Here is a 22,335-nt window from a genome sequence, read left to right on the forward strand (position 1 = left end):
GCCCGCGCCCGGAGGGCCTCGGCGCTCCGGGTGAGGCCCACTACCCGGGTCTCGCCCGGCGGCTTGCTGTTGTCGGCGGTCCGCGCCACCGTCGTGGCTGTTCGCGCGGTTCCGCCCCCTATGCCTTCGGCTATGGGGGGACCCCCAGCGCCTTGGCCCTCCGGGTGAGGCCCACAACCCCGGGTCTCGCCCGGCGGTCTGATGTTGTTCGCGGTCCGCGCCACCGTCGTGGCTTGTCGCGCAGTTCCGCCCCCTATGCCTTCGGCAATGGGGGGACCCCCAGCGCCTTGGCCCTCCGGGTGAGGCCCACAACCCCGGGTCTCGCCCGGCGGCCTGGTGTAGTTCGCGGTCCGCGCCACCGTCGTGGCCGTTCGCGCAGTTCTCCGCGCCCCTAAATGCTCTCCTCAGCCCGCCCCCTGGGAAAGGGGCCCGACTCTCCGCAAGGGCGGTGAGAAAGGCAACCCAGGGGCGCGGGGAACTGCGCGACCAGCCATCCACGGTCCGCAGACCGCGAACAAGAACAGCCCCTCCGGGCGGGGTGCGATCGGCTGACGGCATTGCCCCGCAGGGCGAGCCGCCGCCGGGCTGGAGGCCGGACGGCGACGGCCCCGCGCCCCGGGGAGAACTCCGGGGCGCGGGGCCGTCGGGACAGGGGACCCCCAGCGGGAGGCGACTACGCGTCGCCGCCCTCCGGCCCCGGGTCCGCCGCCGACACGTCCAGGAGCTGGTAGCGGTCGACCGCCTGCTTCAGGACCGAGCGGTCGACCTTGCCGTCGGCCGCCAGCTCGGTGAGGACCGCGAGGACGATCGACGGCGCGTCGATGTGGAACCAGCGGCGGGCCGCGCCCCGGGTGTCGGCGAAGCCGAAGCCGTCCGCGCCGAGGGATGTGTACCGGCCGGGGACCCAGCGGGCGATCTGGTCCGGTACGGACCGCATCCAGTCGGAGACCGCGACGAACGGGCCTTCCGCGCCGCCCAGTTTCCGGGTGACGTACGGGACGCGCTGTTCCTCGTCCGGGTGGAGCAGATTGTGCCGGTCGGCTTCGACGGCTTCGCGCCGGAGTTCGTTCCAGGACGTGGCGGACCAGACGTCGGCCCGTACGTCCCACTCCTCGGCGAGCATCCGCTGCGCCTCGATCGCCCAGGGCACGGCCACCCCGGACGCCAGGATCTGGGCGGGGATCCGGCCCGCGTCGCCCGCCCGGTAGCGGTGGACGCCCTTGAGGATGCCCTCGACGTCGACGTCGTCGGGCTCGGCCGGGTGCCGGATGGGCTCGTTGTAGACGGTGAGGTAGTAGAAGACGTCCTCGCCGTGCGGGTGCTCCGCGTCGCCGCCGTACATCCGGCGCAGCCCGTCCTGGACGATGTGCGCGATCTCGAAGCCGAACGCGGGGTCGTAGGCGACGCATCCCGGGTTGGTGGAGGCCAGCAGCTGGGAGTGGCCGTCGGCGTGCTGGAGGCCCTCTCCGGTGAGGGTGGTCCGCCCGGCGGTCGCGCCGAGGACGAAGCCGCGCGAGAGCTGGTCGGCCATCTGCCAGAACTGGTCGCCGGTCCGCTGGAAGCCGAACATCGAGTAGAAGACGTAGACCGGGATCAGAGGCTCGCCGTGGGTCGCGTAGGACGATCCGGCGGCGATCAGGGACGCCGTACAGCCCGCCTCGGAGATCCCGTCGTGGAGCATCTGCCCGGTCGGTGACTCCTTGTACGCGAGCAGCAGCTCACGGTCGACGGACTCGTACTGCTGCCCCAGCGGGTTGTAGATCTTGGCGCTGGGGAAGAAGGAGTCCATTCCGAAGGTGCGGTACTCGTCGGGCGCGATCAGGACGAAGCGGCGCCCGATCTCCTTGTCCCGCATCAGGTCCTTCAGCAGCCGGACGAAGGCCATGGTGGTGGCGATCGACTGCTGGCCGGAGCCCTTCTTGACGGTGGCGTACGTCTTGTCGTCCGGCAGTGTCAGCGGCTTCGACCGGACGACCCGGCTCGGTACGTAGCCGTCCAGCGCCCGGCGCCGGTCGTGCATGTACTGGATCTCCTCGGAGTCCGGGCCCGGGTGGTAGTACGGCGGCAGCCCGTCCTCCAGCTTCGAGTCCGGGATCGGGATGTGCAGCCGGTCCCGGAACCGCTTGAGGTCGTCGACGGTCAGCTTCTTCATCTGGTGGGTGGCGTTGCGGCCCTCGAAGTTGGGGCCGAGCGTCCAGCCCTTCACCGTCTGGGCGAGTACCACCGTCGGCTGGCCCTTGTGTTCCTTGGCCGCCTTGAACGCCGCGTACACCTTGCGGTGGTCGTGGCCGCCGCGCCCCAGATGGAGGATCTGCTCGTCGGTCATGTTCTCGACCATGGCGCGCAGCCGCTGGTCGCCGCCGAAGAAGTGGTCCCGGATATAGCCGCCGGTCTCGGTGGCGTAGGTCTGGAACTGGCCGTCCGGGGTGGTGTTCAGCTTGTTCACCAGCAGCCCGTCGCGGTCCTGGGCCAGCAGCGGGTCCCAGGAGCGGTCCCAGATGAGCTTGATGACATTCCAGCCGGCCCCGCGGAACTGGGACTCCAACTCCTGGATGATCTTGCCGTTGCCGCGGACCGGACCGTCGAGGCGCTGGAGGTTGCAGTTCACCACGAAGGTGAGATTGTCCAGCCCCTCACGGGCGGCGATGGAGAGCTGGCCGAGGGATTCGGGCTCGTCCATCTCGCCGTCGCCGAGGAAGGCCCAGACCTGGGAGTCCGAGGTGTCCGCGATGCCCCGGGCGTGCAGATAGCGGTTCATCCGGGCCTGGTAGATCGCGCTGATCGGGCCGAGGCCCATCGATACGGTCGGGAACTCCCAGAAGTCCGGCATCAGCCGGGGGTGCGGATAGCTGGAGAGCCCGTTCGGGGCCTTGGACTTCTCCTGACGGAAGGCGTCGAGCTGGGCCTCCGAGAGCCGGTCCAGCAGGAACGCCCGGGCGTAGATTCCGGGCGAGGCATGGCCCTGGAAGAAGATCTGGTCGCCGCCGTCGCCGCGGTCCTTGCCCCGGAAGAAGTGGTTGAAGCCCACGTCGTAGAGGGAGGCGGAGGAGGCGAAGGTGGCGATGTGGCCGCCGACCCCGATCCCGGGGCGCTGCGCGCGGGAGACCATCACCGCGGCGTTCCAGCGGGTGGCGTTGAGGACCCTCCGTTCGATCTCCTCGTTGCCGGGGAAGAACGGTTCGTCCTTGGTGGCGATGGTGTTCACATAGTCCGTGCTGCGCATCTCCGGCACGGCCACCCGGCGCTCCCGGGCCCGCTCGATGAGCCGCAGCATCAGATAGCGGGCCCGTTCCCGGCCCCGCTCGTCCACGGCCGCGTCGAGTGAGTCCAGCCACTCCTTCGTCTCCTCGGGATCGAAGTCGGGGACCTGGCTGGGAAGGCCGCCAATGATGATCGGGTTGCGATCTGCTCCGGAAGCCACGCTGTTCCTTCGCTGCTCGGAGGGTCGGCGGACCGAGTCCCGTGAGGACCCCTGTCCACCCCCGGGGCCCCGGGATTCCGGGCGGTACCGACGGTGCCGTGGGCGGGTCGCGGCCGCCCCGGGCGCGCCGCACCGCCTCCCATCGTGTACCTCGGGACGGGAAACGTCATCTCTACCCCGAGGTAACCGGCTTTTATACAGCTCGATTCGCAAGGTTGTACAAATACGAACCATACGCCCGTGGTGAACGGACGTCCCGTTCGGGTGGCCCGGGCGGAGGTCGTCGGGAACGGGACGGGAATGCGTCGTATGCTGCAAAGGCGGCCGAATGCTCCGGACCACGTCGCGGCCTCTTGGTCGTACGTGTCGGGAGTTGCGTCGAGACGGGCGCAAACGTCACCGTTTCGGCGGTCCGGGCGGCCGGGTACTTGCGCGATCCGCCCCGCCCGTGTGGACTACGGCCAAACGCCGCGCGCCCGCGCGCGGACGCAGCATCTACCGAACATGATCAGGAGGCAAGCCGTGAGCGCGACCGCGGACCACGCGGAGGAGCGGACCAACCCGGCCACGAGGCTGGGGTTCGAGCCCGGACAGGTGGTCCAGGAGATCGGCTTCGAGGACGACGCCGACCAGGATCTCCGCGAGGGTATCGAGTCCGTCATCGGTCAGGAACTGGTGGACGAGGAGTACGACGACGTCGCGGATGTCGTCCTCCTCTGGTTCCGTGACGAGGACGGCGACCTGACGGATGTCCTGGTGGACGCCATCGGCCTGCTGGACGAGGGCGGCCGGATCTGGCTGCTCACACCCAAGACCGGCCGGGACGGCTACGTGGAGCCCAGCGACATCAACGACGCCGCCCAGACGGCAGGGCTGTCGCAGACCAAGAGCATCAGCGTGGCCAAGGACTGGGTCGGTACGAAGCTGATCGCCCCCAAGCGCTGACCGGCGCCCTCGCGCGCCGTATCGCCGCCCCCGCCCGGGCGGCCCAGGATCCCCCGTGGCATCGCCGCGGGGGATCCGGCCGTTTCCGGCCCCGCCGGACCGAGGGCCCGGAGCCGTACCGCCGTACCGCCGTGCCCCGGCCCGGAGCCGTACCGTCCGGCCCGGGTGCCGTACCGCCGCCCTCCGGGGGTCCCCGGCCGGCGCCCGCCGGGTCCGCTTAGGGTGGGGACCGTCACCCGGGCGGCCCCGCGCCGCGGCCCGCCGCCCGGACGGCACCCGAACGACCGAACGGGACCGGCGGAAGGAACCCACACGTCATGGCCATCGAGGTCGGCACCAAGGCCCCCGATTTCACCCTCAAGGACAACCACGGCCGGACCGTCCGGCTCGCCGACTACCGGGGCGAGAAGAACGTGGTCCTCCTCTTCTACCCGTTCGCCTTCACCGGTGTCTGCACCGGTGAGCTGTGCGCGCTCCGGGACGAGCTGCCCCGGTTCGTGAACGAGAACACCCAGCTGCTGGCCGTCTCCAACGACTCCATGCACACCCTGCGGGTCTTCGCCGAGCAGGAGGGCCTGGAGTATCCGCTGCTCTCCGACTTCTGGCCGCACGGCGAGGTCTCCCGTGCCTACGGTGTCTTCGACGAGGAGAAGGGCTGCGCCGTACGCGGCACCTTCGTCATCGACAAGGAGGGGACCGTCCGCTGGAGTGTGGTGAACGCGCTGCCGGACGCCCGCGACCTGAACGAGTACGCCAAGGCGCTGGAGACCCTCTGAGGTTTCGCGGCGGCGGCGTCGTCGGCTCTGGCCGGGCGGGTTCGGACGTCCACCCGGCCGAAAGCCTGTGCCACAAGGGGCCCGGTCACTAGGATCGGCTCGTTGATCCGACACGAAAAGCATGACGGGGGCGCTGCCCCTGGACACCAATGGAGGGACTCGTGGGAGTCAGCCTCAGCAAGGGCGGCAACGTCTCGCTGACCAAGGCCGCGCCCGGACTGACCGCCGTCACGGTCGGCCTCGGCTGGGACGTCCGTACCACCACCGGTACGGACTTCGACCTGGACGCCAGCGCCCTGCTGACGAACGACCAGGGCAAGGTCGCCGTGGACGGCAACTTCGTCTTCTTCAACAACCTCAAGAGCCCCGACGGCTCCGTGGAGCACACCGGTGACAACCTCACCGGTGAGGGCGAGGGCGACGACGAGCAGATCAAGGTCAATCTGGCGGGTGTGCCTGCCGAGGTCGACAAGATCGTCTTCCCGGTCTCGATCTACGACGCCGAGAACCGCCAGCAGTCCTTCGGTCAGGTGCGCAACGCGTTCATCCGCGTGGTCAACCAGGCCGACAACAACGAGCTGGCGCGTTACGACCTGACCGAGGACGCCTCGACGGAGACCGCGATGGTCTTCGGCGAGCTGTACCGCAACGGCGCCGAGTGGAAGTTCCGGGCCATCGGCCAGGGATACGCCTCCGGTCTGCGCGGGATCGCCCAGGACTTCGGCGTCAACGTCTGACACCGCTCCCGGCGGAACGGTTCGACAGGCGGCTGTTCCGAACCGGCGGAGCACTCCGAACAGAGCGACAACCGTCCGGCGCCGCGCCTCTCGTGCGGCGCCGGACGTGCCTCACGCGGCCGGTGGTCGCGCCCCGAGGCGGCCGGGTACGGGGCGGGGGCCCCGTACCGGGCGGGGCCCGAACCCGCCCGGATCCCGCCCGCCGAAGGGCCCGGGGGGCATCCGACGACACAGGTCATTGTGGGGAGGACCAATCATGGGCGTCACACTCGCCAAGGGAGGCAATGTCTCCCTCTCCAAGGCCGCGCCGAATCTCACCCAGGTACTCATCGGCCTCGGCTGGGACGCGCGCTCCACCACCGGAGCCGATTTCGACCTCGACGCCAGCGCGCTGCTGTGCGGGAACGGCCGCGTACTGGGCGACGAGTACTTCGTCTTCTACAACAATCTCAAGAGCCCCGAGGGCTCCGTCGAACACACCGGCGACAATCTCACCGGTGATGGTGACGGTGATGACGAATCACTGATCGTGGATCTCACTCTGGTCCCGGCCGCCGTGGACAAGATCGTCTTTCCGGTCTCGATCCATGACGCGGAAAATCGGGGTCAGGCGTTCGGCCAGGTCAGCAATGCTTTTATCCGAGTGGTCAACCAGGCCGACGGTCAGGAACTCGCCCGCTACGACCTGAGTGAGGACGCCTCCACGGAGACCGCGATGATCTTCGGCGAGTTGTATCGCTACGGCGGAGAGTGGAAGTTCCGCGCGGTCGGTCAGGGGTACGCGTCGGGACTGCGGGGTATCGCCCTAGACTTCGGGGTCAATGTCTCGTAAAGCCGCACACGGGGCGGGGGTTGCGCCCCGCCCCGACCGTGCGGGGCGAACCCTCCCACGGACTACCCGGGGGACTTCGGGGGACCCCACCTAACAGGATTGGGTAGAAGTGGTTCTGAAAACCTTCGGCTGGTCGTTCGCGGTTACCGCGCTCGGCCTGGTCGCCGCGGTGTTCTACGGCGGCTGGGCCGCCCTGGGACTCGTGGCGATCCTGTGCGTCATGGAGATCTCGCTCTCCTTCGACAACGCGGTGGTCAACGCCGGGATCCTGAAGAAGATGAATGCCTTCTGGCAGAAGATCTTCCTCACCATCGGCATCCTCATCGCCGTCTTCGGTATGCGGCTCGTCTTCCCCGTCGTGATCGTCGCCCTCTCGGCCAGCCTCGGCCCGATCGAGGCCGTCGAACTGGCCTTCAACGACAAGGACAAGTACGAGGAACTGGTCACGGACGCCCATGCGTCCATCGCCGCCTTCGGTGGCATGTTCCTGCTGATGATCTTCCTGGACTTCGTCTTCGAGGACCGGGAGATCAAGTGGCTGGGGTGGCTGGAGCGCCCGCTGGCCAAGCTCGGCAAGGTCGACATGCTGTCGGTCTGCGTCGCCCTGGTCGTACTGCTGCTGAGCGCGATCTTCCTGGCGCCCGAGGCCCACACCCACACCGGCGCCCAGGACAAGACCGAGACCGTACTGCTGGCCGGAATCGGCGGTCTGATCACCTATCTCGTCGTCGGCGGACTCTCCGGCTACTTCGAGAACAAGCTGGAGGAGTCGGAGGAGCGGGAGCACGAGGCCGAGGAGGCCGCCCGCAAGAGCGGCAAGCAGGTCACCGTCCTCCAGGTCGGCGGCAAGGCCGCCTTCTTCATGTTCCTCTACCTGGAGGTCCTCGACGCGTCGTTCTCCTTCGACGGGGTCATCGGCGCCTTCGCCATCACCAACGACATCGTCCTGATGGCCATCGGCCTCGGTGTCGGCGCGATGTACGTCCGGTCCCTCACGGTCTACCTGGTCCGCGAGGGCACCCTCGACGACTACGTCTATCTGGAGCACGGCGCGCACTACGCCATCGGCGCGCTCGCCGCCCTGCTGCTGATCACCATCCGGTTCGAGATCAACGAGTTCATCACCGGCTCCGTCGGCGTCCTGCTGATCGCCTGGTCCTTCTGGTCCTCGATCCAACGCAACAGGGCCGTCGCACTGGAGGCCGAAAAGGCCCGGCCACACTCCGGCGCCGGGGTGTGACGACCGGCTGATTGCGGAACTCTCTCTGCGGGGCGGTTCCCGGGGCACGGGCTCCGGAACCGCCCCGCGCGGCGCCCGCGCGCCGCGTGAGACGGGGAGAGCGGGGACGGGGGGATCCGACAGACGGTCCGTGGACCACGGCACGGTCCACCGACACACCACTTGGGGGTGGGCGACACATGGCCTTCTGGGACGGTCTCCTGCGCGGCAGGGCGAACCAGTTCGACATCGGCACCGCCGCGGCGAACACGATCTCACTGACCAAACGACGGCCGACGGTCTCGCTGGCCGAACAGGGCGCGGCCAGCGGCCATCTGCGGGTCAATCTCTCCTGGCGGATGCGGACCTCGGACATCGAGGGCCGCTCCCGGCAGAGCGGCCAGCTGCTGCGCCGGCCGCTCCAGCTCTTCAAGCCCGAGGTGGTCCAGGCCCACACCCAGGGCATGGTCAATGTCGACCTCGACCTCGGCTGCCTCTACGAGCTGGCCGACGGCACCAAGGGCGTGGTGCAGCCGCTCGGCGGTTTCCTCGGCTCCACCCATGAGCCGCCCTATGTGAAGGGCAGCGGCGACGACCGCTTCGGCTCCGGCTCCGGTGAGACGATCTATGTCAATCTGGACCATCACGAGGAGATCAAACGGCTGCTCTTCTTCGTCTACATCTACGACCAGACCCCGGCGTTCGACCGGACGCACGCCCTGGTCACCCTCTACCCCAGCAGCGGTCCCCGGGTCGAGGTCGAACTGGACGAGCGGGCCCCGCAGGCCCGTTCCTGCGCGGTGTTCAGTCTGGACAACACCAAGGGGAATCTGGTCGTCCGCCGTGAGGTGAGGTTCGTCTACGGCTTCCAGGCAGAGCTCGACCGGCTCTACGGATGGGGCCTCCAATGGGGCCGCGGTTACAAGAGCAAGGCGTAGCGGCCCCGGGGCCGTACGGCACCGCCCCGGCGGCCATCGGCCCGGGACCGGCGCACGGTCCCGGGACGGCGGTCCGCTCAGGAGCGGACGAACTGCGGACCCATCGGCGGCATCCGGAACTCCCGGCCGGGCGCGGGCGCGCCGGACGGCTGCGGCAGGGGATAGCCGTCGGGGACGGCCCGGGCCCCGGTCCGGGCCGCGGCGGGTACGGCGGCGGGCGGATGCGCGGGCGGCGGCGGGACCCGTACGCCGCCCCGCGCGGGCGCGGTGGGCACGGCGGCGGGTGCGGCCGGGGGAGCGGCGGCCTGTCCCGGCCCGGTTCCGGTCTCCGGTTCGGCCTCGTCCACCGAGATCCCGAACGCGGTCGCCAGCCCCACCAGGCCGGTCGGATAGCCCTGGGCCACCGCCCGGAACTTCCAGGCGTCCCCGCGCCGGTACAGCTCACCGCAGATGATCGCGTTCTCCTGGCCCGTCTCGGGCCGGACCTCGAAGACCGCCAGCGGTTCGCCGCCCGCGGCCCCGGCGTCGTAAAGCGCGATCCGCAGATCGGTGACCAGCCGGAAGGTGTCGCCGTCCGAGGAGGCGGCGAGCACGATCTGGTCGACGGAGGGGTCGAGCGCCGCGAGATCCGCCTCGACGGTGTCCGTGAGCCGCTCCCCGACCCGCTTCTTCGACAGCCGCCTGACCAGGCCGGACGGATGCCGGGGCTGGTTGTAGAAGACGAAGTCCTCGTCGGAGCGGACCCGGGCGTCCGCGCCGAGCAGCAGCGCGGAGGCGTCCACGTCGGGGACGCCGGGGCCGGGCGTCCAGCGCAGCACCACCCGTACGGCCGCGGCGTCCAGCGCCACGTTGGAGCCCTTCACCATCGCGTGCGTCATGTCCGCCATCCTGCCTCCCCCGGGGCCGGACGGACAACGCGGGAGCACGGCCGGGCGGGCGGCGCCCGGGCGGCGGGGGGTGTGCCCCGGCGCCGTACACCGGAAGGACGTGCCGGGGTAACCCGGTGTTCATCGGGGCGGGGAACCCGCGCCATGCTCTTCTACGTACTATTACCGGCCACGTCAGTCGGGCAGGCCGCCACCAGTCTCGGGGGATCCACATGCGTCATTTCGGGCAGCTGTCTCCTGCCGTCCGGCAGCGTCTGTTCCACCGGGAGCCCATCGAGTTCACCGCGGGCTCGTCGGCCCGGGTGCTCGCCGCCGCCCTCGGAGCCACCCTCTACAGCCCGGCGACCAGGCCCCGGCTCGCCGACGACATCCTCAAGCAGGCCGGTCACGGTGTGGTCTCGATGGTGGTCTGTCTGGAGGACTCGATCGACGACGCCGAGGTCCCGGCCGCCGAGGAGAACCTCGTCCGGCAGTTCGCCGATCTCGACGCCCGGGCGGTGGCCGGGGCCGCGCTGCCGCTCCTCTTCATCCGGGTCCGGGAGCCCGGACAGATCCCCGACCTGGCGAAACGGTTCGGAGAATCGATTCGGCAGCTCTCCGGGTTCGTCCTGCCGAAGTTCACCGAGGAACGCGGTACGCCCTTCCTGGAGGCCCTGACCGCGGCCGAGGCCGGCAGCGGCCACCGCCTCTTCGCCATGCCCGTCCTGGAATCCCCCGAACTGCTCCATCTGGAGACCAGGGCCCGCACCCTCGCCGGGATCGCGGCCACCGTCGACGAGTACCGCGACCGGATCCTCGCCCTCCGGCTCGGGGTGACCGACTTCTGCTCCGCCTACGGGCTGCGCCGCTCGCCGGACATGACCGCGTACGACGTCCATATCGTCGCCTCCGTGATCGCCGATGTGGTCAATGTCCTCGGCCGGGCCGACGGCACCGGCTACACCGTGACCGGACCCGTCTGGGAGTACTTCCGGCTCCAGGAGCGGATGTTCAAGCCCCAGCTCCGCCGGAGCCCGTTCATGGAGGGCCGGGCCGACGAGCTGCGGACCACTTTGATCGAGCACGACCTCGACGGGCTGCTCCGGGAGATCGAACTCGACCGGGCCAACGGGCTCACCGGCAAGACCTGTATCCACCCCTCGCACGTGCTGCCCGTCCACGCGCTCTCGGTCGTCAGCCACGAGGAGTTCAGCGACGCACAGGACATCCTCCGTCCCGAACGGGACGGCGGCGGGGTGCTGCGGTCCGCGTACACCAACAAGATGAACGAGGTGAAGCCGCACCGCGCCTGGGCCGAACGCACCCTGCTGCGGGCGGCGGCCTTCGGTGTGGCCCGGGACGACGTCGGCTTCGTGGAGCTGCTCAGGGCCGGGCACGCGGCCTCATGACCGGAGGTACGGCAGCGGGCGCCGCGGCCCCGGCGGACGGCCCCGGCGTGTCCCGGGCCCGGGACGGGGCCCCGTGAAATCGGCGCGGACTTCAACGCGGACTTCAACGCGGACATCGGCGAAACCGGCGCGAGCGCCGGAAATCACAGTGACGGCAGGGACGGCGGAAACGGCAGTGACGGAGGGAACGGACGCGATGGTGTGGTCGGGACGATGGGTCGCCGAGCGGCTCGGCGTCGGTCTTGAGGGGGACGAGCGGCTGCGGTCCCTGCTCGGCATGGCCCTGCGCCGCAACCCCAAACGGGCCCATCTGCTCGTCTCCAATGTGCTCGGCAAGCACGTCCCCCGGTCCCCGGCCGTCGTCTACGGCGCCGGACACGACCTGGGCGTGCGGGTCAGGGAGCTGATCGGCGACCGGGAGGCGGCCCGGGCCGTCGTCCTCGGCTACGCGGAGACCGCGACCGGACTCGGCCACGCGGTCGCCGACGGGGTGGGCCTCGCGCCCTATCTGCACTCCACCCGCCGCCCGATACCGTCCGTGGCGGCCGCGGGCGGATTCGAGGAGGCCCACTCCCACCACTCGTCCCACCTCCTGCTGCCCGAGGACCCCGAGCTGCTGGCCCGCCCGGGACCGCTGGTCCTGGTGGACGACGAGTTCTCCACCGGCAACACGGTCCTCAACACCATCCGGGCCGTCCACGAGAGCTTCCCCCGCGACCACTACGTCGTCGTCGCCCTGGTCGACATGCGCTCCCCGGCCGACCGCGACCGGCTCACCGCCTTCGCCGCCGAGCTGGGCGCCCGGGTCGACCTGATCGCCCTCGCCTCCGGTACGGTCACCCTCCCCGACGGCGTCCTGGAGAAGGGCCGGGCGCTGGTGGAGAGCTGGTCCGCCCCGGAACCCGCCCCCGCGCCCGCCGCCACCGGGGTCCGGCGGGTGGCCCTGCCCTGGCCCGCCGGGCTCCCCGACGGCGGTCGCCACGGCTTCCTCCCGGCCCACCGGGAGACCCTGGACCACGCCCTGCCCGAGCTGGCCGGGGCCGTCGCCGCCGCCCTGCCCGGCGCCGTACGCGACACCGGACGGATCCTCGTACTCGGCTTCGAGGAGCTGATGTACGCCCCGCTGCGGCTGGCCGCCGGACTGGAGCGGGCCATCGGGGCCGAGGTGCGGTACTCCACCACCACCCGCTCACCGGTACTCGCCGTCGACGACCCCGGCTACGCGATCCGCACCAGGATCACCTTCCCCGCCCACGACGACCCCGCCGACGGCCCCGGCGACCGCTACGCCTACAACGTGGCGGGCGCCGGCTTCGACGCGGTCGTCGCCGTGGTGGACTCCACCGCCGACACCCCGGCGCTGCACGCCCCCGGCGGACTGCTGGCCGCCCTCGCCCAGCACACCCCGCACGTCCTGCTGGCCGTGGTGCCCAGTCACGTACCGGCGCCGCGAACCGCTCCCGAAAGGGCCGCCATGCTGTCCGAGCCGCTGCGCGGCCCCACCTTCTCCTCCTACGACCCCGATGACGTCGGCTGGCTCCTCCAGGACCTCTCCGACGTCGCCCTGGAGGCCCCGACCGAGGAGCGCGAGGAGGCCGTCCAGAGCGGCGGCGCGCACTACGCCGAGTCGCTGCCGATCGAGTACCAGCCCAGCGCCGACTACCAGCGCCTCTTCCAGCGCGCCCTGGACGACTCCGCCGCCCGGATCGCCCGCGCGGTCGGCACCGTCACCGAGACCGTGCTCGCCGAGCGCTCGCCGCGCCCCGTGCTGGTCTCCCTGGCCAGGGCCGGTACCCCCGTCGGCGTACTGATGCGCCGCTGGGCCCGGCGGCGGCACGGCCTCGACCTGCCGCACTACGCGGTCTCCATCGTCCGCGGCCGGGGTATCGACGCCAACGCCCTGCGCTGGCTCCGCGACCACCACGACCCGGCCGATGTCGTCTTCGTCGACGGCTGGACCGGCAAGGGCGCCATCACCCGGGAACTGGCCGCCGCGATCGCCGGATTCGACGGCTTCGACCCCCGGATCGCGGTCCTCGCCGACCCCGGCGGCTGTGTCTCCACCTACGGCACCCGGGAGGACTTCCTGATCCCCTCGGCCTGCCTCAACTCCACCGTCTCCGGGCTGATATCGCGGACCGTGCTCCGGGCCGACCTGGTCGGGCCGGACGACTACCACGGCGCCAAGTTCTACCGCGAACTCCTGGCCGCCGATGTCTCCCGGCACTTCGTCGACACCGTCGCGGCCCGCTTCGACGAGGTCGCCGGGACCGTCGACACCGACGTCAAGGAGCTGCTCGCGGCCGACCGCACCCCCACCTGGGAGGGCTGGGCGGCCGTGGAGCGGATCAGCCGCGAGTACGGCATCGACGACCTCAACCTGGTCAAGCCGGGCGTCGGCGAGACCACCCGGGTCCTGCTGCGCCGCGTCCCGTGGAAGATCCTCACCCGGACCGGGGCCGGTGCCGATCTCGACCACGTCCGGCTGCTGGCCGAGCAGCGGGGGGTACCCGTCGAGGAGGTCGGCGAGCTGCCGTACAGCTGCGTCGGGCTGATCCACCCCCGCTACACCCGGGGCGCCACCGGCGCCGACGGCAAGGCGGTGACCGCGCCGTGACCACCGGTTCCCGCGCCGTCCGGCTGGTCGCCAGCGACCTGGACCGTACGCTGATCTACTCCGCCGCCGCCCTCGGACTCGACGGGCCCGACGCGCTCGCGCCCCGGCTCCTGTGCCTGGAGGTCTACCAGTCGAAGCCGCTCTCGTACGTCACCGAGACCGCGGCCGGACTGCTGGCGAGGCTCGCCGCCGAGACCGTCTTCGTCCCCAGCACCACCCGCACCCGCGAGCAGTACGGCCGGATCCGGCTGCCCGGACCGCCGCCCGCGTACGCGATCTGCGCCAACGGCGGCCATCTGCTGGTCGACGGCGTCTCCGACCCCTCCTGGCGGCGGGCGGTCGCCGCCCGGCTCACCGACGAGTGCGCGCCGCTCGCCGAGGTCCGCGGCCATCTGCTGGCCGTCGCCGACCCGGCGTGGCTGCTGAAGGAACGGACCGCCGAGGACCTCTTCGCCTATCTCGTGGTCGACCGGGACCGGCTGCCGGACGGCTGGGTCGGGGAGCTGGCCGACTGGGCGGGCCCGCGCGGCTGGACGGTCTCCCTCCAGGGCCGGAAGATCTACGCCGTACCCCGGCCGCTCACCAAGAGCGCCGCCGTACGGGAGGTGGCCCGGCGGACCGGGGCCACCGAGATCCTGGCCGCCGGTGACTCCCTGCTGGACGCGGATCTGCTGCTGGCGGCCGACCGGGCCTGGCGGCCGGGCCACGGCGAACTCGCCGACAGCGGCTGGACCGGACCGAAGGTCGAGGCGCTGGCCGAGACCGGGGTGGCGGCGGGGGAGGAGATCCTCCTCAGGTTCCTGGCGCCGTAGCCGGGCGCTACGGACCGCGGGCGGGCCCGTAGGCCGTCGGCGGTCCGGGCCGGTGCGGGCACCGGAGAACCCGACCGGCGGCCGGGAAGGCCGTACGGAGACGTGGAAAGGGGCCGCTCCTTCGGGAGCGGCCCCTTTTCACCGGCGGGACACCGGACGGCTCAGGCCCGGCGGCTGCCCGAACCCGACTTCATCATCCGCACCACGAAGAAGCCGATCACCGCGAGCACCGCGAAGATCAGAACGACCTTGGAGTACGTGGAGACGTACCCCGTCACGGACTCCCAGTTCTCGCCCAGCAGATATCCGGCCATCACGAAGATGGTGTTCCAGATCGCGCTGCCGATCGTGGTCAGGACCAGGAACAGCGGGACGGACATCCGCTCCACCCCGGCCGGGACCGAGATCAACGACCGGAAGATCGGGATCATCCGGCCGAAGAACACCGCCTTCGGGCCGTGCTTGGCGAACCACGCCTCCGTCTTCTCGATGTCCGAGATCTTCAGCAGCGGCAGCTTGGAGGCGATCGCGATCGTCCGGTCACGCCCCAGCGCCGCCCCGACGCCGTACAGCGCCCAGGCACCGACGACCGAACCGACCGTGGTCCAGATCAGGGCGGCTATCAGATTCATCTGACCGGTACTGGCGGCGAAGCCCGCCAGCGGCAGGATGACCTCACTCGGCAGCGGCGGGAAGAGGTTCTCCAGGGCGATGGCGATACCCGCGCCAGGGGCGCCGAGGGTGTCCATGAGGCTGTTGATCCAGCCCGGGGCACTGCTCTCCAGCGGCTCGGCGGCGTTCACGATCATGGGGTCCATGCCTTCAAGGTAATGACCCCGAGCTGAAGGGAGACTGAAGCCTCCCTCACACTGACCTGCGGTTTACCGCAGTGTGCCGATCGCATGCGACGCATAGGTTGATCGGACGGAAGCGGTCACCGGGAAAGACGGGGACGGGAGGGTGGGCGGAGACGTGAAAGATCATACCGGCTCGGGGGGCCCGGGGGAGGTGAGGGCCGGTTCCGGAAGCCCGGACACCCGGGATGTCCAGCACATTCACGATGCGCGTGATTCCGGTCATATCGGTACTTCCGCCAGCTTTCAGGGCGGCCCGCGCGCCCTGCGGCACCTCGCCGTCCGCGGCGTCCGGTCCACGGCCGGTCTGGCGGCCGGAGCCGTCACCACCGGCGCCGTCCTGCTCGCCGCGCTCCCCGCGGTCCCGGTCCTCATCGCCGTACTCGCCGTGCCCCGGGCCCGCCGGGCCGACCGCGTCGTTTCGGGGCTCACCGCCCCGGCCCTCCTGATCACCCGGATCGAGCTGCGCCGGCTCGACCGGCTCTGCGGAATCCGGCCACCGGCGGACTTCCCGCCGGAACGGGCGCTGCGGTACGCCGTGTACCGGCTGCCCCTCGGACTGCTCGGCGGGGTGATCACCGGACTGATGGGGGTCGGACTGTTCTGGTTCTCCGTCGGCGCCCTCGGCTGGCTGGTGACGCCCATCGACTATCCGCTGGAGGTGGTGGCGACCGGGGCGCTCGGCGCGTTTCTGCTGGTCCTCACCGCCCAGGGCGTCTACGGCACCGTACTGCTGGAGGAACGGCTGGCCCGGCACGTCCTCGGGGCGCCGCCGCACGAGGCCCTGAGACGGCGGATCGACCAGCTCGCCACCAGCCGCTCCGACGTCGTCGACGCCGTCGACGAGGAGCGCCGCCGGATCGAACGCGACCTCCACGACGGCGTACAGCAGCGGCTGGTCGCCCTCGGGATGCTGCTGGGCCGGGCCCGCCGGGGCGACGACCCCGAACGCACCGACCGCCTCCTGAGGCAGGCCCTGGAGGAGAACCGGCGGGCCCTCGCCGAACTGCGCGAGGTGGCCTGGCGCGTCCACCCGGCCGTACTGGACGAGGCCGGACTGCTGGTGGCGCTGGAGAGCATCGCCGAACGCACCCCGCTCCCCGTCGACCTCGGCTACGACGACGACGGCGACCCGCCCGGACGCCGGGCCGCCACGGTGGCGTACTACGTCGTCTCCGAGGCCGTCACCAATGTCGTCAAACACGCCGGGGCCACCACGATCACCATCCGGGTCCACCGGGACGGGGACCGGCTGCTGCTCACCGTCGAGGACGACGGCCGGGGCGGCGCCGACCCGGCCGGGGCCCGGCTCACCGGCGGCCGGCCCGCGGGCGGGGGACTGGCGGGCGGCGGACTGACCGGTCTCGCCCGCCGGATCGCCGCCCTCGACGGCCGGTTCGCGGTCCACAGCCCGCCCGGCGGACCCACCACCCTCACCGCGGAGTTGCCGTGCGCATAGTCGTCGCCGAGGATTCGACCCTGCTGCGGGAAGGGCTCGTCAGGCTCCTCGCCGAGGAGGGGCACGAGATCGTCGCCGCCGTCGGCGACGGCGAGGCGCTGATCGCGGCGGTCGCGGCCGGACCGCCGCCGGACGTGGTGGTCGCCGACGTCCGGATGCCCCCGACCCATACCGACGAGGGCCTGCGCGCCGTCCTGGAGATCCGCCGCCGGTGGCCCGGCGTCGGGGTCCTGGTGCTGTCGCAGTACGTGGAGCGCCGGTACGCCAACGAACTGCTGAGCGGCGAGACCCGCGGCGTCGGCTATCTGCTCAAGGACCGGGTCGTCGAGATCGACGAGTTCCTGGACGCGCTGGACCGGGTGGCCCGGGGCTACGCCGCCTTCGATCCTGAGGTCGTCCGGCGGCTGCTCGCCCGCAGCAGCCGGACCGATCCACTGGCCCGGCTGACCGCGCGGGAACGGGACGTCCTCGGCGAGATGGCCCAGGGGCACGCCAACGGCGCGATCGCCGACCGGCTCCATGTCTCGCAGAGCGCGGTCGAGAAACACATCAACGCGATCTTCGACAAGCTGGAGCTGACCCGGACGGCGGGTTACTCACGCCGGGTGATGGCCGTCCTGCGGTTCCTGGGCAGCTGAGACCCGAGCGGGCGGGCTCCCGGTGAGGTCAGCCGCAGCAGCCGCCACCACAGCAACCGCCCCCGCCGCCTCCGGAGGGCGCCGGGGCGGCCCCGGCGGCCGTACCGCCGACGGCCACGGCGGAGAGCAGCTTGACCGTGTCGGCATGCCCCTCGGGGCAGTCGGCGGGCTCGCCGGAGCGGGCCATCGGTCGGTCCACCTCGAAGGTGTCGTCACAGGTACGGCAGCGGAACTCGTAGCGCGGCATGCCCCCAGGCTACGCGCCGCCACCCGATTCGTGGACACCTGTGGACACCGCCGATCCCCGGGCCCGCGCGGCCCGTTCCTCGGCCTCCGCCTCCCGGGGATGCCGGGCCTTCCAGTACGGGTTGTCGTGCGGCAGGGTCGAGCTGACCCGGCCGTACATCCCGAAGAACATCAGCAGCAGCCCGACGACAAAGCTGAACAACACGTTCTGGATCTTGAACGCGAAGGGGTTGAAGTCGGTGTCCAGCAGCGCCAGGTTGATGAACCCGCTGGCGATGAAGAGGACCCCGAGCACCATATTCAGCGTCGAGGCGAAGTTGCCGCCCCGGACCATTCCGAAGAGCAGCAGGGCACCGACGCAGATCGACACCACGCTCAGCGCGCCGTTGGTGTTCAGCCCGACCACGGTGGCGCCCTCGGTATTGAAGAAGCCGATCTTGTCGATCAGCCCCAGAATCCCGAAGACGAGCAGAAAGGCGCCCATCACGCCCGCGCCGATCCGATAGACCCGGCTCAGCCGGTGATCGACGGGCAGATGCTCGTCCAGCACGGTCCGCGGACGGCTCCGCCGCTGGTGGGAGGGGCTTTTGCGGGGCAGTGCGTGTGCGGCCATCGTCGGCCTCCTCGGGTACGGGACGCGTACTCGTACCTCCCAGCATCCGCCCGCGACGCGATCCCTTCAAACGCACGGCCCCGACGGGACCCCCGGGTCCCTCCCCTACGCCCCCGGGCGGGTCTGACGGATCTTGCTGCGCTCGCGTGCCCCGGCCAGTTGCGCTCCTGCTGTGCCCGGCGGCCCGGTGGGGGTCTCCCCGGGCCGCCGGGCCCAGGAGGCGTGCCCCCACTCCCTGATCCGGCCCGGTCCAACAGACACGCCCTACTGCTGGGGCCCTACTGCTGGGCCCGCTCCTCGCGGATCTGGTCCACGACCCGGGCCGCGGTCCGCCGGACCGCCTCCGTCTCGGTCAGGAAACGCCAGTAGTCCGGATGACGCCCCTCCAGGGACTCCACCGCGCGATCGAGCCGGGCCACGGCGTCGTCCAGCGGCCGGGCGTGCCGGGGGTCGGGCCGGTCGCGCCCGGCCATGGCGAGCCGCTGCGCGTCCCGGATCGCGAACCGGGTGCGGTCGATCTCCGGCCGTTGGTCCGCCGCGACGGCGTCCAGCCGGGTCAGCCGGTCCCGGGCGGCGGAGACCGCCTCGTCGGTGGTGTTCAGCAGGGCCCGGACGGTCCCGAGCAGGGCCGTGACATCGGCCCAGCGCTGTTCGTCCCGGGCGGTGGCGGCCTCGGCCAGCCGCCGCTCCGCCAGCCGGACATCGGCGGCGGCCTGCTCCGGCACCGGCTGGAGGTCCTGCCAGCAGGCGGCCGAATAGCGGCGGCGCAACTCGCTCAGTACCGGCTCCACACCCTCGGCCCGGGTCGTCAGGGCCTGGGCCCGGGTCCGCAGGGACACCAGCCGCTTGTCGATATCGGCGGCGAGGGCGGGCAGCCGCTCGGCCTCGGCGCGTACCGCCTCCGCCTCCCGCAGCACCTGATCGGCCCGGTGCAGGGTCTCCGCCACCCCGTGCCGGCCCGCGCCCTGGTTGAGCTTGGTCAGCTCGGGGGCCAGCCGCGCCAGCCGGGCGGCGAGATCGTCGGCACGCATCCCCGAGCCGCGTACGGCGTCCAGCGCGTTACTGGCGGCGAGCAGGGCGGCCCTGGCCCGCTCCACGGCGGGCACCAGCCGGGCGAGCTGGGTCTCGGCCTTGTCGAGCAGCGGCCCGAGGCCCTCCCCGAACCGGTCCAGCTCCCCCTTGACCGCGACCAGCTCGTCCCTGGCCCGGTTCAGCTCGGTCCTGGCCCGGGCCGCGACGGAGCTGTCGAGATCGTCCCGGTCCAGGTCATGGGTGTCGACAGCGGTGATGTAACGTCCGCTGACCTCGTCGATCCGCCGCCCGATGGCGGCGAACCCCTCGACCGCCCGCCGGGTCGACGGCGAATCGTCGACGGCGGTGATCGTCTCGATGGAGATCCGCAGATCGCGCTGGGCGCTGTCCAGCTCGTAGAAGGCGGCGGCAGCGGCGTCCTTCGCCGCCTGCGCCCCGGCCCGGACACTCTCGCCGCGCCCGCCGAACCAGCGCCGCGTCCCCCCGCCCGCGAAGGCCCCCGACACGGCGGCCGAGAGCAGCGGCACGGGCAGTGACACCAGCCGGAGTACGTCCCTGACGCCGACGGCCCACACCGCCGCCGCTGCCCGCAACCGCGCGTGTGTCGCCGTCACATCCCTCTCCCGTGCCGCGTCGCCGTATCCGGACCATTGTCCCATCCGGTACGGACGCGCACACGGGCCGTTCGGTTACCCGGCGACGCGGACCGTCACATTCCCGTTCTCGTTGGTCGCCCGGACCACGCGCGGACTGCCGTCGTCCTCGGGCACCTCCACCTTCCGCGACCCGTTGTCGGACCGCGCGGTGACCGCGTACGGCGCCCGGTCGGCGGCCAGCTCGACCACCACGTCGCCGTTGTCGCTACTGGCCTCCAACTGATCGGCCGCGCCCTTCATCCGTACCTTGAGATCGCCGTTGTCGGTGTCGGCCCAGATCTTCCGGGCCGACACCCCCTCGGCCCGTACATTGCCGTTGTCGGACGAGAGCCGCAGCTCGCCCGTGGTGTCCCGGACGACCACATCACCGTTGTCGGTGGAGAGATCCAGCTTCCCGGTGAACCCGGAGGCGGTCACCTTCCCGTTGTCGCTCTTGACGGTCAGGGCGACCCCCCGGGGCACCTCCACGGTGTGCCGCGCCTCGCAGTTCCCGACCCCGCCGCACCCCGTCCGCAGGGTCAGCCGGCCGTCCTCCATCCGCCACACCGGATCGGGCCCGTCCCCGAACAGCTCCCAACCGTCGACCTGCCGGGACACCTTCACCTCGGTGACATCGGCCGGTACCAGCGTCACATCGGAGTCGTCCACGTCCACGGTGAGTACGTCCCCGGCGAAGGCGAACGCCTTCCGCTCCACCTCGGCGTCCCCGGCGTCCGCGGTCCCACACCCCACGAGCCCGGCCATCGCCGCACCCCCGACCCCGATCGCCACGATCCCCCGGATGGTACGGCCGTTCATAAGAAGTCCCTTCCCCCTGCTCGTCCCGCTGACGTTCCTCCAAGCTAGGCCGACCGCCCCACCCGCTCGATCCGGTGACCCACCCGATCCGTGGTGGGGCTGTCCCCCCTACCCCGCGCCACCCCGGGAACGGGTTTGCGACCGGCCCCGGTGGGCCATGTAGGCTGGTGGCTCATCCACGGGTGCGTAGCTCAGGGGTAGAGCGCTGCTCTTACAAAGCAGATGTCGGCGGTTCGAAACCGTCCGCGCCCACCGGTAAGCGAGTAGGCCGAAGGCCCGGTCCGACGACACGATGTCGTCGGACCGGGCCTTCGCCGTGTGCCGGGCCGCCGGGCCCTCGCGGCCGGCCGGGTCTCGTCGAGCCTGATGGGGTGTCGGTGGCGGGTCGTACCCTTCCGCCATGCGCAAAGGTGCGATCAGCCGAGACGGTGTCCTGCAAGCCCTGACGGAGTATGACGAGCTGGGGCAGGAAGGGTTTTTGGCCAAGTACGGCTACCAGCCTGCAACGGGATATGTGCTCCTTCACGAGCAACGAACCTATGACTCCAAGGCCATCGCAGGTGTGGCCCATAAATTCGACCAGGGCCGTGCGCTGAAGCCGAATGAGCTGAGCGGTGGAAGGTCCCACGCCGCCAGGTGGCTGGCCAGGCTCGGGTTCACCGTCCGTTCGTCCCGGAGTCCGGACTGGACCCGGGACGAGATCATCCTCGCCTGTGACCTCGCCATGGCCAACGGCTGGAAGCGACTGGAGTTCGACGACCCCCGTGTGATCGAGCTGTCCGAGTTGCTCCGGACCATGCCGATCCATCCCGAAGAGCTGCGGAACGAGCTTTTCCGGAATCCCAATGGGGTGGCGCGTAAGACCGTGGATATTACCTGCCGACACCCCGATTACCAGGGGAAGCCCACAAATGGAAATGCGCTTGACGTCGAGGTACTGCACGACTTTCTCCGCCGGCCGAGCGAGATGTCCGCGGTAGCCCGACGGATCCGACAGGGTCTTCATGCCGGAGACTTTCCGCACTTGACGCCCGATGCTGAAGAAGAGGACGACTACAGTGCGCCCGAGGGGAGGTTGCTGCTCAATCGTCACCGCAGCCGTGAGCGGAACAAGGGCCTGCGCAAAAAGAAGATCGACGGGGTGCTGCGCCGGGGCGATCGTCTTGCCTGCGAGGCGTGCGGCTTCGACTTCGAGCAGGTCTACGGTGATCGTGGACGGGGGTACATCGAGTGCCATCACGTCGTTCCGCTGCACGAGGCCGGCGAAGGACGGACCAGGCTTCGTGACCTTGCCCTCATATGCGCCAACTGCCATCGAATGATCCACCGGCGTGCGCCGTGGCCCACCCCTGCTGAACTGCGGGTCTCCATAGAGCTGAAGTTCGCGGCAGACCGGCGTGCAGCGGAGAACGTGGTGCGGCCGCGCAAGCCGATGGATGAACAGAAAAAGGATTCATGAGTGCCGTG

19 protein-coding genes and 1 tRNA gene are annotated in these 22,335 nt (G+C 71.0%); 13 read left to right on the plus strand and 7 right to left on the minus strand.

Annotated features, from left to right (window positions below; genetic code table 11):
- Window positions 1–673: 673 nt before the first annotated feature.
- Window positions 674–3,421 carry a pyruvate dehydrogenase (acetyl-transferring), homodimeric type gene (gene aceE, locus AB0G74_RS17720; protein WP_361146903.1) on the minus strand — a complete coding sequence of 916 codons (2,748 nt, stop codon included), beginning with the start codon at window positions 3,419–3,421 and terminating at the stop codon, window positions 674–676.
- Window positions 3,422–3,943: 522 nt separating this feature from the next.
- Here aceE and AB0G74_RS17725 point away from each other — a divergent pair.
- From AB0G74_RS17725 to AB0G74_RS17750, 6 genes are all read left to right on the plus strand, one after another.
- Window positions 3,944–4,366, plus strand: coding sequence for a DUF3052 domain-containing protein (locus tag AB0G74_RS17725; RefSeq protein WP_361146906.1), 423 nt, complete (start codon window positions 3,944–3,946; stop codon window positions 4,364–4,366).
- Between the two features lie 317 nt (window positions 4,367–4,683).
- Entirely contained in the window at window positions 4,684–5,142 is a 459-nt protein-coding gene (locus tag AB0G74_RS17730; protein WP_361146909.1) for a peroxiredoxin, read from the plus strand.
- Window positions 5,143–5,303: 161 nt separating this feature from the next.
- Window positions 5,304–5,879: a TerD family protein gene (locus AB0G74_RS17735; RefSeq protein ID WP_361146911.1), complete on the plus strand. Its 576-nt coding sequence runs from the start codon at window positions 5,304–5,306 to the stop codon at window positions 5,877–5,879.
- A gap of 256 nt (window positions 5,880–6,135) precedes the next feature.
- Entirely contained in the window at window positions 6,136–6,711 is a 576-nt protein-coding gene (locus AB0G74_RS17740; protein WP_361146913.1) for a TerD family protein, read from the plus strand.
- 109 nt (window positions 6,712–6,820) lie between these two features.
- On the plus strand, window positions 6,821–7,951 hold the full coding sequence (locus AB0G74_RS17745) for a DUF475 domain-containing protein (RefSeq protein ID WP_361146916.1): 1,131 nt from the start codon (window positions 6,821–6,823) through the stop codon (window positions 7,949–7,951).
- Between the two features lie 179 nt (window positions 7,952–8,130).
- Window positions 8,131–8,868, plus strand: a complete 738-nt coding sequence (locus AB0G74_RS17750) for a Tellurium resistance (protein WP_361146919.1) — start codon at window positions 8,131–8,133, stop codon at window positions 8,866–8,868.
- A 77-nt stretch (window positions 8,869–8,945) separates the two neighbouring features.
- Here AB0G74_RS17750 and AB0G74_RS17755 read toward each other — a convergent pair whose 3' ends face one another.
- The gene (locus AB0G74_RS17755; RefSeq protein WP_361146922.1) at window positions 8,946–9,746 is read right to left on the minus strand and encodes a TerD family protein; all 801 of its coding nucleotides are present in this window, start codon (window positions 9,744–9,746) and stop codon (window positions 8,946–8,948) included.
- Between the two features lie 221 nt (window positions 9,747–9,967).
- Here AB0G74_RS17755 and AB0G74_RS17760 point away from each other — a divergent pair, with 221 nt between their 5' ends.
- The 3 genes from AB0G74_RS17760 to AB0G74_RS17770 all read left to right on the plus strand — a co-directional run bounded on the left by AB0G74_RS17760 (window position 9,968) and on the right by AB0G74_RS17770 (window position 14,572).
- Window positions 9,968–11,143: an HpcH/HpaI aldolase/citrate lyase family protein gene (locus tag AB0G74_RS17760; protein WP_361146925.1), complete on the plus strand. Its 1,176-nt coding sequence runs from the start codon at window positions 9,968–9,970 to the stop codon at window positions 11,141–11,143.
- A 196-nt stretch (window positions 11,144–11,339) separates the two neighbouring features.
- Window positions 11,340–13,760, plus strand: a complete 2,421-nt coding sequence (locus tag AB0G74_RS17765) for a phosphoribosyltransferase (protein WP_361147017.1) — start codon at window positions 11,340–11,342, stop codon at window positions 13,758–13,760.
- Window positions 13,757–14,572, plus strand: a complete 816-nt coding sequence (locus AB0G74_RS17770; protein WP_361146928.1) for an HAD family hydrolase — start codon at window positions 13,757–13,759, stop codon at window positions 14,570–14,572. Before AB0G74_RS17765 ends, AB0G74_RS17770 begins: the two co-directional genes overlap by 4 nt.
- Window positions 14,573–14,733: 161 nt before the next feature.
- On the opposite strand, the gene AB0G74_RS17775 is transcribed toward AB0G74_RS17770, so the two are convergent.
- The gene (locus AB0G74_RS17775; protein WP_361147021.1) at window positions 14,734–15,381 is read right to left on the minus strand and encodes a DedA family protein; all 648 of its coding nucleotides are present in this window, start codon (window positions 15,379–15,381) and stop codon (window positions 14,734–14,736) included.
- Between the two features lie 163 nt (window positions 15,382–15,544).
- Here AB0G74_RS17775 and AB0G74_RS17780 point away from each other — a divergent pair, with 163 nt between their 5' ends.
- Window positions 15,545–16,885, plus strand: coding sequence for an ATP-binding protein (locus tag AB0G74_RS17780; protein ID WP_361146931.1), 1,341 nt, complete (start codon window positions 15,545–15,547; stop codon window positions 16,883–16,885).
- On the plus strand, window positions 16,876–17,523 hold the full coding sequence (locus AB0G74_RS17785; RefSeq protein ID WP_361146935.1) for a response regulator transcription factor: 648 nt from the start codon (window positions 16,876–16,878) through the stop codon (window positions 17,521–17,523). Before AB0G74_RS17780 ends, AB0G74_RS17785 begins: the two co-directional genes overlap by 10 nt.
- Window positions 17,524–17,551: 28 nt before the next feature.
- Here AB0G74_RS17785 and AB0G74_RS17790 read toward each other — a convergent pair whose 3' ends face one another.
- From AB0G74_RS17790 to AB0G74_RS17805, 4 genes are all read right to left on the minus strand, one after another.
- On the minus strand, window positions 17,552–17,770 hold the full coding sequence (locus tag AB0G74_RS17790; protein ID WP_361146938.1) for a zinc ribbon domain-containing protein: 219 nt from the start codon (window positions 17,768–17,770) through the stop codon (window positions 17,552–17,554).
- Between the two features lie 9 nt (window positions 17,771–17,779).
- The gene (locus tag AB0G74_RS17795; RefSeq protein WP_361146941.1) at window positions 17,780–18,382 is read right to left on the minus strand and encodes a DUF4383 domain-containing protein; all 603 of its coding nucleotides are present in this window, start codon (window positions 18,380–18,382) and stop codon (window positions 17,780–17,782) included.
- Window positions 18,383–18,660: 278 nt separating this feature from the next.
- Window positions 18,661–20,028: a hypothetical protein gene (locus tag AB0G74_RS17800; RefSeq protein ID WP_361146944.1), complete on the minus strand. Its 1,368-nt coding sequence runs from the start codon at window positions 20,026–20,028 to the stop codon at window positions 18,661–18,663.
- Window positions 20,029–20,103: 75 nt separating this feature from the next.
- Window positions 20,104–20,868, minus strand: a complete 765-nt coding sequence (locus AB0G74_RS17805; RefSeq protein ID WP_361146947.1) for a DUF4097 family beta strand repeat-containing protein — start codon at window positions 20,866–20,868, stop codon at window positions 20,104–20,106.
- A gap of 180 nt (window positions 20,869–21,048) precedes the next feature.
- Here AB0G74_RS17805 and AB0G74_RS17810 point away from each other — a divergent pair.
- Both AB0G74_RS17810 and AB0G74_RS17815 read left to right on the plus strand, forming a co-directional pair.
- Window positions 21,049–21,120: transfer RNA gene (locus AB0G74_RS17810), tRNA-Val, on the plus strand.
- A 148-nt stretch (window positions 21,121–21,268) separates the two neighbouring features.
- Entirely contained in the window at window positions 21,269–22,327 is a 1,059-nt protein-coding gene (locus AB0G74_RS17815; RefSeq protein ID WP_361146950.1) for an HNH endonuclease, read from the plus strand.
- Window positions 22,328–22,335 lie beyond the last annotated feature (8 nt).

Source organism: Streptomyces sp. NPDC020875 (assembly GCF_040641415.1).
GTDB lineage: Bacteria > Actinomycetota > Actinomycetes > Streptomycetales > Streptomycetaceae > Streptomyces.

Coding starts and splice junctions, on each gene's coding strand:
- AB0G74_RS17730 (WP_361146909.1), top strand. CDS start 4,684: ATGGCCATCGAGGTCGGCACCAAGGCCCCCGATTTCACCCTCAAGGAC.
- AB0G74_RS17740 (WP_361146913.1), top strand. CDS start 6,136: ATGGGCGTCACACTCGCCAAGGGAGGCAATGTCTCCCTCTCCAAGGCC.
- AB0G74_RS17750 (WP_361146919.1), top strand. CDS start 8,131: ATGGCCTTCTGGGACGGTCTCCTGCGCGGCAGGGCGAACCAGTTCGAC.
- AB0G74_RS17755 (WP_361146922.1), bottom strand. CDS start 9,746: ATGACGCACGCGATGGTGAAGGGCTCCAACGTGGCGCTGGACGCCGCG.
- AB0G74_RS17760 (WP_361146925.1), top strand. CDS start 9,968: ATGCGTCATTTCGGGCAGCTGTCTCCTGCCGTCCGGCAGCGTCTGTTC.
- AB0G74_RS17765 (WP_361147017.1), top strand. CDS start 11,340: ATGGTGTGGTCGGGACGATGGGTCGCCGAGCGGCTCGGCGTCGGTCTT.
- AB0G74_RS17775 (WP_361147021.1), bottom strand. CDS start 15,381: ATGATCGTGAACGCCGCCGAGCCGCTGGAGAGCAGTGCCCCGGGCTGG.
- AB0G74_RS17790 (WP_361146938.1), bottom strand. CDS start 17,770: ATGCCGCGCTACGAGTTCCGCTGCCGTACCTGTGACGACACCTTCGAG.
- AB0G74_RS17795 (WP_361146941.1), bottom strand. CDS start 18,382: ATGGCCGCACACGCACTGCCCCGCAAAAGCCCCTCCCACCAGCGGCGG.
- AB0G74_RS17805 (WP_361146947.1), bottom strand. CDS start 20,868: ATGAACGGCCGTACCATCCGGGGGATCGTGGCGATCGGGGTCGGGGGT.
- AB0G74_RS17815 (WP_361146950.1), top strand. CDS start 21,269: ATGCGCAAAGGTGCGATCAGCCGAGACGGTGTCCTGCAAGCCCTGACG.